Raw genomic sequence first — 14,051 nt, 5'->3', positions numbered from 1 at the left:
TCCAATCCCTCCATCACAAAGATGTTTTCACGTTAATTCTTTTTCGTAAAAATAGGCTCTTCAATTTGAAACGCAGTCGTCATTAAATAATAATGTTGTTTTTCTTCTTCTTCGGTGTTACCACCAATTAATTCTTCTAGAAGCGCTCTATATTTTTGAGTGAATTCTAGGAACTTTTCTTGGCTAACTTTAAATTCTGTTTGGAGAGAAAGATTGTTCCATTCTTCTACATTTGAGGAATGTAATCTGAATGTTTCATCAGGTGCAGCTAGCACACGCGTTTTAGCGCGACTTAATACTTCTAAAAATGATTGTCTTGTAGCTTCTTTAGATTCAACATAATTAAGCAAATGATCTGCAGGGATAAATCCTCTTGCTATTGCTTGATAATACTTTAATAAATTTCCTCCTCGTTCTTCAGTCCTTACAAGCTTAATGATTCCATGTTTCTCTAATTCCCGAATGTGATATAGGATTTTGGCTCTGGATAGGTTAAGCTCGTTTGCTAACATGTGTACAGTATAGGGCTGTTCGACCAAATAAATCAGCATCTTTGTTCTCAGTGGATCACTTATAGCCTTTAATTGTTCGTAAGATTCAATCATTGAAATAGATTTTTGCTTCATACAATAACCACCTTTTTAACCGGTTAATAAATATTAACTGTATTATAAACTGTAAAAAAATACATGTAAATCATTTTTTGGAAATTTTATTTTTCAATACCTTCAAAGCAGGCTTAATGTTAGGGGAGGGGTTGTAACGTAAGGAGAAAGAAGATTTTATTCATATAACTTGGAGGATTCGTTAAATAATGAAAAAAGCAAACTAGAACAAAGTCTAGTTTGCTATTGTTGTTTTATCCGTCTTTGCATATCTTTTTTGAACAAGTAATAAGCGTATTAATAAAGTAATTGCTCCTGTAGTCAGACCTGCCACTAGTCCAATCCAGTAACCAAACGGTCCGAAGTCTGTATGAGTAGCCAGTACATAACCGACAGGCAAACCGATAACCCAATACGAAATGATGGCCATAATAAAGGTCACAGTAACATCCTTGTATCCCCTTAAAGCGCCTTGTACAGGCGCTTGGATAGCGTCTGATAGCTGGAAAATGGCTGCAAATATTAAAAAATGAACGGCGTATTCAAGCACTTTTCCATCAGTTGTATACATATTTGCAACGGGTTCACGAAGGATAAAAAGGATACAAGCTGAAATAAAGCTAAATAAAATCGCGGTCCCGACACACAAATAGCTATAGAGTCTAGCATCGTGCATACGTCCAGCACCTATTTCAAAACCAACTAATATCGTAACGCCCATCGAAATACTAAGAGGTACCATATACAACAAGCTGGTGAAATTTAATGCTATTTGATGAGCTGCAATGATTTCTGTACTAAAGCTACTCATCATCATCGTAACAGCAGAAAAAATACTCGTTTCTGCAAATAAGGATATGCCGATTGGTACACCAATGATTAAAATTTCCTTCCAACGAAGCCATTCTAATTTTGGCCAGTCATGGAATAGTCGGAAGTGTTCAAAGGGCACGCGTTTTGCAATAATCCAAACTGTGATCAAGAAAACAAGCCAGTATGTAATCGCCGTTGCAACGCCTGCACCGATTCCGCCAAGCTCAGGTGCACCAAACTTGCCGAAAATAAAAATATAATTCAAGACAATATTAATAGGAGTTGTAAGTAATGTAATAATCATTGTAACGCGAGTTTTTCCAAGCGCATCGATAAAACAGCGCATGACAAAAAATAAAAAGAGTGGTATTAGTCCGGCGCACATTGCTTGTATATAGGATTTAGCAATCGTATGTACTGAGGTTTCTAAATCCATATTGCCAAGAATCCAATCTATACCGACTACTAACACAATAAAAATAAGTACCGCTAAAACGATGGCTACATAGATTCCTTGCTGAACAGCCTTCTTTGCTGCCAACTCTTTTTTAGCTCCAACGAGCTGTGAGACGATAGGTGTGATCGCAAGGAGAATTCCAGATAACCCAATGTAAATTGGCATCCAAATAGAGGAGCCGATTGATACTCCAGCTAGGTCAGCGGTACCGTACCGACTCGACATTAAAATATCAAAGAATGAAATCAGATAAATTGCTACTTGCGTGACTAAAATAGGTACGATAATTTTTAAGATTAATGCATATTTTTCTTTTAACGTAGTTGTTTGATTCATAGTGAATAATCTTCCTTCATTAACATAATGAATTAGTATAGCATACTAAATAGAGAAAAGTTGAAAAAATCAATTTTTGCCTCGAGATAATTCGTCGGACTGAGTTCCTCTATTTCAGGTGATTGGACCTCTGTACCTGTCGCTACGCTTTTCGGTACAAAAGACACTTGTAACTGCCGTTTCACTTACGTTACATAAAACACTTGCTGAAAGAAGTTAAAAGCTTCATCTGTATCTTTTCGTTCGCATATAGTAAAATAAGAGACTGTATACAAAAGTAGTGATGGCTACAATGGCTTTTAACTTCTTTCAGCGAAAGTCACCACCTATATAGGTGACGAGATGAATACGAGTTTAAGTTACTTTTTAGTGCGTGTCCAAGCATCCACTGAAAGAAGGAACTCAGTCTAAGAACGCCACGTCCTGTGGCAATGACTGAGTGACCAACATCGTGTTGGCCCAAAGCCTCCGGCGGATGTCACGGAATTGGAAAGGTGTTCAATATAGGATGTTAGCCTAAAATCATCGCATCCATGCGATAACGGCTAACTGACCTGCATCGGTAAAAACGCCACATCCTGTGGCATTACCGAAATGACCGACATTGTGTCGGCCCTCAGCAGGCCTAAACACAAAGCCGATTTCGGACGCAATTATGCCGGTGCATAATTGATGGAATAGGAGAATTTAAGTGAAACAACAAACAATCATTTTAACCGGTGGAGGGACAGCTGGTCATGTATCGCTTAATCAAGCGATACTCCCGTCTTTACAAGAACTAGGTTATGATGTCCATTATATTGGCTCAGACCAAGGCATTGAAAAAGAATTAATAGGTGAGGCGTTTCCTAGTGTTCCGTTTTACGGTATTTCAAGTGGGAAATTGCGCCGCTATTTCTCAATGAAAAATTTTACAGACCCATTTAAAGTGCTTGCTGGAATGATGCAGGCTTTTCGTATTATCAAAAAAGTGAAACCACAAGTCATTTTTTCAAAGGGCGGCTTTGTATCTGTACCTGTTGTCATGGCTGCGAAACTTGCTGGTGTTCCAGTAGTCATTCATGAATCAGATGTTACACCTGGCTTGGCCAATAAAATTGCGCTACCATTTGCATCTCACATCTTTACGATTTTCGAGGAAACTTTACAGCACCTACCGAAAGAAAAGGCCACATGCACAGGCTCCATTATTCGCCAAGAGTTATTTATGGGAGATCGAGCGAAAGGATTATCTCTTTGTGGCTTTACCACATTAAAACCTGTTCTTCTTGTGATGGGAGGGAGTCTAGGGTCAGTTGTCTTGAATGATGCACTTCGTCAAAATTTACCAGAGCTTGTCAAGCAGTTTCACATCATTCATTTGTGCGGTAAAGGGAATTACGACAAATCATATGAATCTACGGCTGGATACAAACAGTTTGAATATGTGACAACGGAATTACCAGATTTATTACACGCGGCAGACTTTATCGTCTCACGTGCTGGCTCTAATTCGATTTTTGAATTTTTAGCACTTCATAAACCGATGTTATTAGTGCCGTTATCTGCACAAAAAAGTCGTGGTGACCAAATATTAAATGCCAAGTTATTTAAAAAACAAGGCTATGCGGAAGTGTTACAAGAGGAAGAGTTAACAAAGGAATCCTTTAAAAAATCGGTTCATGTGTTAACAGAGAGCAAAGCAGAAATGGTTGCAACGATGGAAAAAACACAAAGCCCGAAAACGCCAGAAGAAATGGCGAAATTGATTTTACAATATAAAAAGTAGAAAGCCTAAAAATAAAAGCTATGTGCCTGTCATGAAGTCAGTGCACATAGCTTATTTTTATCATGCATGAACGGACAGTAATTTACCTGTGACGTAAAAGCCCGATTGATGAAGACAAATAATCAGTGGGGGTGAAGAAAACCCCCGCTGATTACAGTTTCGATAAATGAAAAAAACAAATAGATTACATCGCTTGTTCTTCGCCTTCTGCCACTTGATTGGCAGTTGTAAGATAGAACAAGTCTTTTGGAATTTTATATAAATTAAATTGCGCCTCGCCTCTGTTAACCTGAGCTAACAATGTTGGGTGACTTTCATTTGCGCTCATAACATAAGGTAGCTTTAAGGCTGCACGCTGCGATTTTATATTTTCAACACGAATACGGAGAAATACCGTATGGAAGTTATAATCAAAAAATAGTTCGTTCAAAAAAAGCATTTTAGCTTTTTGGTTATAACCTAACCCTTGATAAGGGAGTCCAATCCACGTTCCTATAAAGCCTGCACCATCCTCCACATCATGAATGCTAATGGTGCCGATTGGTTGACCCCAATCATCAGTAATTGTCCTTGAAATAGCGAGTCCCTTCGCTTCCTCTTCAATCAATTGTTTTGTCATAAACCAATATTCATCAGCAGATGTGGCTTTTTGACGGACAAAAGGGAATACAGAAGGGTGTGATAATAGCTCATAGAGCTCTGTACATTCATGTAGGTCTCGATGTTTAAGCATACGAAACGCCTCCTTTACTAGGGTAGTTAAAACAATTCCTTTAAAACATAAAGAAGAAAACTAAAATTCGTACTGGAATTAAAACCCAAAGAACTAGACGTTAAAACTATGATAACCATAATCTCCCGCTGTCTTACTGATTTTTCGACCATACCGAAAAAAGGCTAGTTTTTTTAATATAATATAACAATCAGACTGCTTTATGCAATCATTTTCCTCGCTAAAACGAAAAATAAGTTTCCGTGTCGGAAAATTCTGAAAAATAGGTAATCGGGTATATGGTTAAAAATTGTTAATATATAATTTCAAAGAGTATTAAGTCTAAAATATCAATTTATGAATAAAATAATGTTTCTTTAGGATTATGTTATTTCTTCAAAAGAGGTAAAATATCAAAAATTATCCTTAAAAGGATATAAATTTTCCAATTCGAGAAGGGTAGTTCTTTTAAATTATGTTATAATAGTAGTATTGATTTTTTTGTATGAACAAAAACTATATGAAAATTCTATATTACTATTAACGACTTATGGGGTGGACAGCATGGAATATCTTTTAAGCGAAGACTTATTTAATGACTTATTTAATGGCAAAGATTTTGTCTTTTTAATGAAAAAAGTGGGAGACGAATATCAATATATTCGCTTAAATCAAGCAGCTAGAGCTTTATTTCCACATGAGGCGATTGGGAAAATGCTTTCTACCCTTACCCCAAGTCGTAATTTTTCTATAATACAAGAAAACTACAATCGAGCGATTTCGATGCATAGTCAAGTTGATTATGTGGATTATGCCTATTATCAATCAGAGGTTCGTAAATATGAGACATCTGTTCGACCGCTTAAACATAATAAAGAAGACTATATTTTAGCCATAACTAAAGAGATTCTCTATGATCGTAGCATCGAAGATAAGTTTTTATTTCTGCGCTCAATGTTTGATCATGCCTTCTTTTCGACGGTCATCTTATCAGCTGAGGGGACTATTTTTGAAGTGAATTCCAGCTTCACAGAAGACTTTGAATTAGATACTGAATCGGTTAAACAGCAATTATTCGTTTATCTACCCATCGTTCCTAAAGATGAAGTAGAAAACATCCAAAATTATTTACAAAGAGCAGCTATGGGCGAAAATATTGGTGAAAAACTCATTACGCTTCATACACTGGATAAAAAAGAACGCAAGTATTTAGTTTCACTATCCCCTGTTATGCAGGGGGATAACTCTTTTGCTATTTTTCTTATCATGCAGGATTTCACACAATTCACCGATCAAAAGGCAGAGTTACGCTCAAAATCTCATGGTTTAGAGGTTTTTAAGGCTGCTCTCAATTCTGCAGCTTCCATTGCTGTTTTAGATAGAAATGCAAAAATTTTAGAAGTGAATGATTTGTTTTTAAATGCAACTGGCTTCATAGCAGAAGAACTAATAGGTCAATCTTCTTTAGAATTAATCGAGCCTCGTAACAATACAAAAGAGTTATTACAATTACTTAAGAAAACACTTCAAGCGGGGAGTATTTGGCGAGGGGAGCTATGCTATCGTACAAAATTCCATGCTGATTTTTGGGTAGAAGCAACTATTGTTCCATTGAAAAATGAATTTGGCGAGACAGAACAATTTTTATCCATTAACTATGATATTACGGACAAGAAAAGAATGTTAACGAAATTGAAAAATATTGAGCGCACATTCCGTTTAATTACAGAAAATACAAATGATTTAATTGTTATTACAAGCGAAGATGGCATCATTATTTATGCCTCGCCCTCCTATGAGATGTATTTGGGCTACGAAAATGTAGAATTACAAGGTCAGTTTTACAATAACATTGTCGATGAACAAAGCAAGAAGGCTTGGCAAACGTTTCTAAATGATTTTTCTGGTCAAACGGAAACAAAATTTGAGCTACTGCTAAAGGCGAAGGACGGTACGCCTGTTTGGACAGAAGGAAACGTAACAGTTGTTCATGATCCAAAGCGCGAAAAAGTTTCACAAATAATGATGGTATCTCGTGAGATTTCTCATCGTAAGAAACGAGAGAATGATCTATTGTATTTAGCCTATCATGATACGTTAACACAACTACCAAATCGCCGTTTTTTAAACAAGGAGTTCCCGAAATTATTGGCAGAAGCAAAGGAACATAATGATTGCTTAGCTATGCTCTATATCGATGGTGATGACTTTAAGCATGTAAATGATCGGCATGGTCATGACACGGGGGATGATTTTATCCGAAGGTTTGGTCAAGTATTACTTACTGCGGTACGTAATCACGATTTAGTGATTCGTATAGGTGGCGATGAATTTATTGTTGTTTTAACAGGGTTAACTCGGGATGATAAGAAAAGGAATACTCAAATGATGGATATTATTCATCGCATCCGTAATGAACTAAAAAAAGGTTGGACGATTGAAGGACATCACTTTGCTCCAACAGCATCCATTGGAATCGCTTATTTTCCGGATCACGGTCAAACATTAAATGAATTGCTAGAATTAGCAGATCAAGCTTTGTATAAAGCGAAGGAAATCGGAAAAAATAATCTCTATATTACTGACATTTAATCAATTATGCTTCGGCATATTTGCCGCTGTCGCTTCGGTTTCACGCAGATAAACAATGCGTCCACTTCTTTTAGAAGTTAAAAAAGTCTGTACTACAAGTAGTTGCTTGTGGTACAGACTTTTTGTTTGATGGTATGCTATAACCGTATTAAAGAGGAAACCCCTCTTAGTTAATTTAAATTAGAAGGTGATGAAATGCCTAAAAAAATACTTCTGGTGGAAGATGAGAAGCATATAGCTCGTTTTGTGGAGCTAGAATTAAAGCATGAAGGCTATGATGTATTAGTTGCTTTTGATGGACGTGAAGGACTTGAGCTAGCTGCATCCGAAAATTGTGATGTGCTGTTATTAGATGTGATGCTACCGGGGATAAATGGAATTGAAATTTGTCGTCGGATACGTTTACAGTCAAAGGTACCTATTATATTGTTAACGGCACGAGATGCCGTGATGGATCGCGTAGCTGGCTTAGATGCTGGTGCAGATGACTACATAGTAAAACCATTCGCTATTGAAGAACTATTAGCTAGAATTCGTACTATTTTACGTCGGGTGTCACCTGATGAAAAAATGGGAGGATCATTACATTTTCGAGACATCGAAATTGATATTGAGGCCTATGAAGTTATTGTACAAGGGAACAAGCTTGATTTAACGAAAACAGAATATGATTTACTCAAATTATTAATAGAACATAAAAATAAAGTTTGTACACGAGAGCTAATTTTAACCTCTGTTTGGGGGTATGATACGGATATAGAGACAAATGTCGTAGATGTATATATTCGGCATTTACGAACAAAACTACCGGGTGATGTGAATGCCTATATCGAAACCGTTCGTGGGGTTGGGTATGTGATGCGTGAATGAAAAAATGGAGAGATTATTTAGTCAATCAGTCATTACAAAGAAAATGGATGCTAACATCTAGTGCTGTTATATTTTTTAGCTATACAATTATTTGTATTGTCGTATATATTTCACTTCATACATGGCTATCAAATGATGAGGCCAGTAATATCAAACGAACAAGTGATGATTTGGTGTATTTTTTAGAGTCACAGGGACCCAATCTTACCATACAGGAAATTCAGCAAAATAAAGGTCTTATAGATTCTATTGCTGATCGTGATCAAACCATTAGAATGTTTAATTTAGATGGCGTTCAGATTCTTCGTATTAATAATACTTCTCAGGCTGCACCGCTTACTTCAATGGGGGAAATCATTGATATGACGATTGATAAAAAAGATGTCTTTGTCATTAATGAACCAATTCAACTTGGTTTCTTTCAAGGATATATTCAGGTGATTCATCCATTATCAAAGTTCCAGTCTTTGATGCATTATTTATTGACGACGATGTTAATAGCGGGCTTAGGAGCATTATTGTTGTCAGCATCTATTGGCTATTATCTTGCCAATTATTTGATGAAACCACTACGTACGTTACGTTCATCGATGAAAACCGTTATGGATAAAGGATTTAATGAACCAATTCAATTAACTTACACCTCTCATGATGAGATAGGTGATTTATTGAAAATGTACAACACGATGATGAATGAATTACAAATTTCATTTGCACAGCAGCAACAATTTGTTGCAGATGCCTCTCATGAGTTACGAACGCCTATTCAAGCAATTGAAGGGCATCTCTCCCTTTTGAAAAGATGGGGGAAGGATGATCCGGAAATTTTAGAGGAATCTATTGATACTTCGCTAACGGAAATTGCACGAATGCGTAAGATGATCGAAGAATTACTAGAACTTGCTCGTCGTGAGGAAAAAGATATCGATTGTGAGGCTGATGCAGTAGCTGTAATAGAATCAGTTATAGAGGAGACAAGACTCCTTCACCCAGAAGCTCGAATAACGCTGTCGAATGATGAGGAAATAGGGCGGATATTTATAACAGAAAATGCACTTAGCCAAATTGTTCGTAATATAATAGAAAACGCAATTCGTTATTGTGAAATAACTCCTCAAATTCAAATTTCACTAGCTGTTTCAGGAAAGGAAATGTTGTTAAGGATAGAGGATAATGGAATTGGAATAGTGGAGGAAAATATTCCATTTATTTTTGACCGTTTTTATCGGGTTGATGAGGCCAGAAATCGTCAAATCGGAGGTACTGGCTTAGGACTAAGTATTACGAAAATGTTACTAGAAAAATACAATGGCTCTGTAGAAGTCAAGAGTGAAAAAAATGTTGGAACCGTTTTCTTCATGAAATTCCCGCTAAAATATTGAGAAAAATACACGCTTTATTTCATTATTCTATCCTTTGGGAAAAAATTTGCTTAATTTGCTAAAAAGAGTTGTATTTTTTGTGAAGAGTAGTAAGATTGAGATGGAAAAAACGTTCTTTAAATTATGGGTATGTTGTGTTAAACATCCTTTTAAAGAGCGGAGAAATATTATATAATTAATTGTAATTTAATTAATGGAACTGCCGAAAGGCAAAATTTGGAGGTCATTTTTCATGTCGAACAACGTTACAACTGTAAGTTCTCCATGGTCAGCTTTCTCTGGTCCTAACCTAGGATATGTGATGGAGCAATACGACTTATTCTTACAGTCTCCTGAAGAAGTAGAACCGGAGTTAGTATTATTATTCCAACAATTTGGTGCACCAGTAGTAGTAGAAGGTGAAGTAGCTGTAGCTAGTAATGCAGCAGCAGCTCCTGCTGGCGATTACAAGAAAGTGTTAGCAGCTGTGAAATTAGCAGATGCAATCCGTACAAACGGTCATTTAGCGGCAGATATTTATCCTTTGAAAAACCGTGAACTACAAACAGCTCAAATTGAAGAAAGCGCGTTCAACTTAAGCGCTGCAGATTTAGCTGAAATTCCTGCAGCTGTCTTCTTCAAAGATGTGCCAGCAAACGTGAAAAATGGTAAAGATGCAATCGATTACTTAAAATCTGTTTATACAGATAAAGTAGCATTTGAATATAATCACGTAGTAACAACAGAAGAACGTGATTGGATTCAAGCACAAATTGAAACAGGCTCATTTAAACAAGCATTAGCTTCTAATGAGAAAAAAGCTTTATTAGATCGTTTAACTCGTGTTGAAAACTTCGAGAAGTTTATTCATAAAACTTTTGTAGGTCAAAAGCGTTTCTCTGGTGAAGGTTTAGATACTCAAATCGTTCTTTTCGATGAAATTTTAAAAACATCTGAAACAAATAACGTTGAAAATGTACGTATTGGTATGGCCCACCGTGGTCGTTTAAATGTGTTAACACACATTTTAAATAAACCATACGACATGATGTTCTCTGACTTTGCACATGTTTCTAATGAATTGTTTATGCCAGAAGATGGTCGCCTTGAAATTACTAAAGGCTGGACTGGTGATGTAAAGTACCACATGGGTGCTTCTTACAACCGTGAATCTGGTATGAATGTTAAACTTGCTTACAATCCATCTCACTTAGAAGTAGGAAATCCGGTTGTTTTAGGTACTGCACGTGCTGCACAAGATGACACTTCTAAACCAGGGCAAGCTATTCATAACCGCACTAAAGGATTAGGTATTCTTGTGCATGGTGACGCTGCGTTCCCAGGTCAAGGGATCGTAACAGAAGTATTAAACTTTGCAAAAACTGAAGGGTTCACTACTGGTGGTACAATTCACATCATTGCTAACAACATGATCGGATTTACAACTGAATTACAAGACTCTCGTTCATCTGTTTACTCTTCTGACCCAGCAAAAGGTTACGAAGTACCAGTTGTGCATGTAAATGCAGATAGCCCTGAATCTGTAACTTTAGTTGGTCGTTTCGCAGCTAGCTACCGTCAAAAATTCGGTAAAGATATAATCGTTGACCTTATGGGTTACCGTCGTCATGGTCACAATGAAACGGATGATCCGACTGTAACAAACCCTGAAACATATAAATTAGTTGCTAAACATGAACCAGTTCGCGCTTTATACGGTGCTCAATTAGCGGCTGAAGGTGTAGTTTCTGCTGATGAAGTAGCTGCACTAGATAAAGCTATTTATGCAGAAATGCAAGCAGCTTATGATCATGTAAGAGAAATGGCAGATAAAGATGAGCATAAACATTTAGAAATGCCAGAAGAATTAAAAGTAGAATGCCCACAAATTGATACAGCAGTTGGTGCGGAACGTTTAGAAAAAATTAATGAAGAGCTTTTAGTGTTTGAAGAAAACTTTGAACCACAGAAAAAACTTGGCAAAATTTTAGAAAAACGCCGTGATGCATTTGCTTCTGCAAAAATCGATTGGGGTCATGCAGAAACTTTAGCTTATGCAACAATTATTCAAGATGGCACACCAGTTCGTTTTACAGGTCAAGATGCACAACGTGGTACGTTCTCTCAACGTCACTTAGTGTTACATGACAAAAACAATGGCAATTTATTCACGCCACTTCACCATATTTCAGGTGCAAATGCATCATTTTCAGTACACAACTCTCCACTTACAGAAGCTGGGGTAGTGGGCTTTGAATATGGTTACAATTTAGAAAATGGCCATGTACTATCAGTTTGGGAAGCTCAATTTGGTGACTTTGCTAACATGGCACAAGTTATGTTCGATAACTTTATTTCAGGTGCACGTGCTAAATGGGGTCAAAAATCTGGTCTAGTTATTCTTTTACCACATGGTTATGAAGGTCAAGGTCCAGAACACTCTTCAAGCCGTATGGAACGTTACTTACAAATGTCTGCTGAAAACAACTGGTTCGTAGCAAACTGCTCTAACGCAGGTAACTACTACCACTTATTACGTCGTCAAGCAGCATTATTAGGTACAGAAGGCGTTCGTCCACTTGTGGTTGTATCACCTAAGTACTTACTTCGTCACCCATTAGCTGCAGCGAATGCTGATCAATTAGCAAATGGTTCATTCCAAGAAGTAATTGAGCAACCAGGCCTAGGTTCAAAACCAGAAGCTGTAGAGCGCATTGTTTTAGGTTCAGGTAAAGTCATGATCGACATTGCAGACCGTATTAAAGACGGTGAAGGCTTCGATCACGTACACATTACTCGTGTAGAACAACTTTACCCATTCCCAAAAGAGCAAGTTGCTGGTATTATTGCTAAGTATCCTAATGTAAAAGAAATCGTTTGGGTACAAGAAGAACCTAAAAACCAAGGTTCTTGGAATTATGCATTAGAAACATTACACGACCTTTCAGAAGGTAAAAAGCTACGTTATGTAGGCCGTCCTGCAATGAGCTCGACTTCTGAAGGTGATGCAGATTCTCATAAAGCAGCTCAAGCCGCACTTGTAGAAGAAGCAGTTGCTGAGCCTGTAAAGGTTAAATAATCACATAATAACTATTAAAAGCCGGGCTACTTGCTTAGGCAGTAGCCCTTTTATGTGCACCAATGCACGTTAATTAAAGGAGGAAATGAAAGTGGCTGAAATTAAAGTCCCTGAATTAGCAGAATCGATTACAGAAGGTAGTATCGCACAGTGGGTTAAAAAAGTGGGCGATCGCGTTGAAAAAGGTGAATTCATCGTTGAACTTGAAACAGACAAAGTAAACGCTGAAATCATTTCTGAAGAAGCTGGAGTTTTAACTCAAATTTTAGCTGAAGAAGGCGATACTGTACTTGTAGGTCAAGTAATCGCAGTTGTAGAAGCTGGCGAAGGTGCAGCACCTGCTCCGGCGGCTCCAGTTGAGGCAGCACCAGCACCAGCACCAGCAGCACCACAAGCGGCACCTGCCCCAGTTGCAGCAGCTCCAGTTGTAGAAGAAACTTCTGGTGAGCGTGTAATCGCATCTCCAGCAGCACGTAGACTTGCTCGCGAAAAAGGTATTGACCTTGCTGCTGTATCTCCAGTAGATCCACAAGGACGTGTACGTGTACAAGACGTTGCAGCTCATGGTACAGCTCCAGTAGCAGCACCACAAGCAGCACCAGCAGCACCTAAAGCAGTTGCAGCTGTAGATGAATCACGCGTGACAGTTGAGAAAATGAGCCGTCGTCGTCAAACAATTGCAAAACGCTTACTTGAAGTAAAACAATCTACAGCAATGTTAACAACATTCAACGAAGTAGATATGACAAACGTTATGGCTTTACGTTCTCGTAAAAAAGACCAATTCTTCGAGTCAACTGGCTCCAAACTTGGTTTCATGTCATTCTTCACAAAAGCTGTAGTTGCAGCACTTAAAAAATACCCATATGTGAATGCACAAATCTCTGGTGATGAAATTCACTTAAACAACTTCTTTGATATTGGTGTAGCTGTATCAACAGAAGAAGGTTTAGTAGTACCAGTAGTACGTGACGCTGACCGCAAAAACTTTGCTGAAATTGAAGATTCAATTGCAGATCTAGCGAAAAAAGCACGCGACAAAAAATTAGGTTTAGCTGATCTTTCAGGTGGCTCATTCACAATTACAAATGGTGGGGTATTCGGTTCATTAATGTCTACACCTATCATGAATGGTACACAAGCTGGTATCCTTGGTATGCACTCTATCAAAAAACGTCCAGTTGAAGTGAATGGTGAAGTAGAAATTCGCCCAATGATGTACTTAGCTCTTTCTTATGACCACCGTATTATCGATGGTAAAGATTCTGTAGGCTTCCTTAAAACTGTTAAAGAATTACTTGAAAACCCAGAAGATTTATTATTAAATTCTTAATACCTGAGTTTGATAAAACCTTGCGAACATTGAAGTGACCCCTAAAAGTTAGACACGGTTATTTCATTAGGCAGCTTGGGTAAAATGAGTTCGGTATTGCACCGGACTCATTTTTAATTTTGCCT

Annotated in this window: 9 protein-coding genes; 6 read left to right on the top strand and 3 right to left on the bottom strand. The window is 37.5% G+C overall.

Features of this window, described 5'->3' with window-relative positions; genetic code table 11:
• Positions 1 to 32: 32 nt before the first annotated feature.
• Together ACQKN2_RS09395 and ACQKN2_RS09390 are read right to left on the bottom strand one after the other, a co-directional pair.
• Entirely contained in the window at positions 33 to 626 is a 594-nt protein-coding gene (locus ACQKN2_RS09395; protein WP_427414739.1) for an ArsR/SmtB family transcription factor, read from the bottom strand.
• Positions 627 to 840: 214 nt separating this feature from the next.
• A complete protein-coding gene (locus ACQKN2_RS09390; RefSeq protein WP_427414738.1) occupies positions 841 to 2,211 on the bottom strand; it encodes an MATE family efflux transporter in 1,371 nt (456 codons plus the stop codon).
• A gap of 691 nt (positions 2,212 to 2,902) precedes the next feature.
• Between ACQKN2_RS09390 and ACQKN2_RS09385 the strand changes: the two genes are divergently transcribed.
• The gene (locus ACQKN2_RS09385) at positions 2,903 to 3,979 is read left to right on the top strand and encodes an undecaprenyldiphospho-muramoylpentapeptide beta-N-acetylglucosaminyltransferase (RefSeq protein WP_427414737.1); all 1,077 of its coding nucleotides are present in this window, start codon (positions 2,903 to 2,905) and stop codon (positions 3,977 to 3,979) included.
• A gap of 184 nt (positions 3,980 to 4,163) precedes the next feature.
• On the opposite strand, the gene ACQKN2_RS09380 is transcribed toward ACQKN2_RS09385, so the two are convergent.
• Positions 4,164 to 4,712 carry a GNAT family N-acetyltransferase gene (locus ACQKN2_RS09380; RefSeq protein ID WP_427414736.1) on the bottom strand — a complete coding sequence of 183 codons (549 nt, stop codon included), beginning with the start codon at positions 4,710 to 4,712 and terminating at the stop codon, positions 4,164 to 4,166.
• A 543-nt stretch (positions 4,713 to 5,255) separates the two neighbouring features.
• On the opposite strand from ACQKN2_RS09380, the gene ACQKN2_RS09375 reads away from it, so the two are divergent.
• The 5 genes from ACQKN2_RS09375 (at position 5,256) to odhB (ending at position 13,926) form a co-directional block, all read left to right on the top strand.
• Positions 5,256 to 7,283 (top strand): diguanylate cyclase domain-containing protein, encoded by a 2,028-nt coding sequence (locus tag ACQKN2_RS09375; RefSeq protein WP_427414735.1) that lies wholly within the window; start codon positions 5,256 to 5,258, stop codon positions 7,281 to 7,283.
• A gap of 195 nt (positions 7,284 to 7,478) precedes the next feature.
• The gene (locus ACQKN2_RS09370; protein WP_427414734.1) at positions 7,479 to 8,153 is read left to right on the top strand and encodes a response regulator transcription factor; all 675 of its coding nucleotides are present in this window, start codon (positions 7,479 to 7,481) and stop codon (positions 8,151 to 8,153) included.
• Positions 8,150 to 9,535, top strand: a complete 1,386-nt coding sequence (locus tag ACQKN2_RS09365) for a sensor histidine kinase (protein WP_427414733.1) — start codon at positions 8,150 to 8,152, stop codon at positions 9,533 to 9,535. The genes ACQKN2_RS09370 and ACQKN2_RS09365 overlap by 4 nt, the downstream gene beginning before the upstream one ends.
• Before the next feature lie 232 nt (positions 9,536 to 9,767).
• Positions 9,768 to 12,593 (top strand): 2-oxoglutarate dehydrogenase E1 component, encoded by a 2,826-nt coding sequence (locus ACQKN2_RS09360; protein WP_427414732.1) that lies wholly within the window; start codon positions 9,768 to 9,770, stop codon positions 12,591 to 12,593.
• Positions 12,594 to 12,684: 91 nt separating this feature from the next.
• Positions 12,685 to 13,926 carry a 2-oxoglutarate dehydrogenase complex dihydrolipoyllysine-residue succinyltransferase gene (gene odhB, locus ACQKN2_RS09355; RefSeq protein WP_427414731.1) on the top strand — a complete coding sequence of 414 codons (1,242 nt, stop codon included), beginning with the start codon at positions 12,685 to 12,687 and terminating at the stop codon, positions 13,924 to 13,926.
• The last annotated feature ends 125 nt before the right edge of the window (positions 13,927 to 14,051 follow it).

The organism is Lysinibacillus sp. NPDC093688 (assembly GCF_050280145.1).
Taxonomy (GTDB): Bacteria; Bacillota; Bacilli; order Bacillales_A; family Planococcaceae; genus Lysinibacillus; species Lysinibacillus xylanilyticus_B.
This window is presented reverse-complemented; position numbering and strand designations above follow the sequence as displayed.

Bases quoted from the DNA above. Each gene is read 5' to 3' on its own strand.
- ACQKN2_RS09395 (WP_427414739.1), bottom strand. From the start codon at position 626: ATGAAGCAAAAATCTATTTCAATGATTGAATCTTACGAACAATTAAAG.
- ACQKN2_RS09390 (WP_427414738.1), bottom strand. From the start codon at position 2,211: ATGAATCAAACAACTACGTTAAAAGAAAAATATGCATTAATCTTAAAA.
- ACQKN2_RS09380 (WP_427414736.1), bottom strand. From the start codon at position 4,712: ATGCTTAAACATCGAGACCTACATGAATGTACAGAGCTCTATGAGCTA.
- ACQKN2_RS09375 (WP_427414735.1), top strand. From the start codon at position 5,256: ATGGAATATCTTTTAAGCGAAGACTTATTTAATGACTTATTTAATGGC.
- ACQKN2_RS09370 (WP_427414734.1), top strand. From the start codon at position 7,479: ATGCCTAAAAAAATACTTCTGGTGGAAGATGAGAAGCATATAGCTCGT.
- ACQKN2_RS09365 (WP_427414733.1), top strand. From the start codon at position 8,150: ATGAAAAAATGGAGAGATTATTTAGTCAATCAGTCATTACAAAGAAAA.
- ACQKN2_RS09360 (WP_427414732.1), top strand. From the start codon at position 9,768: ATGTCGAACAACGTTACAACTGTAAGTTCTCCATGGTCAGCTTTCTCT.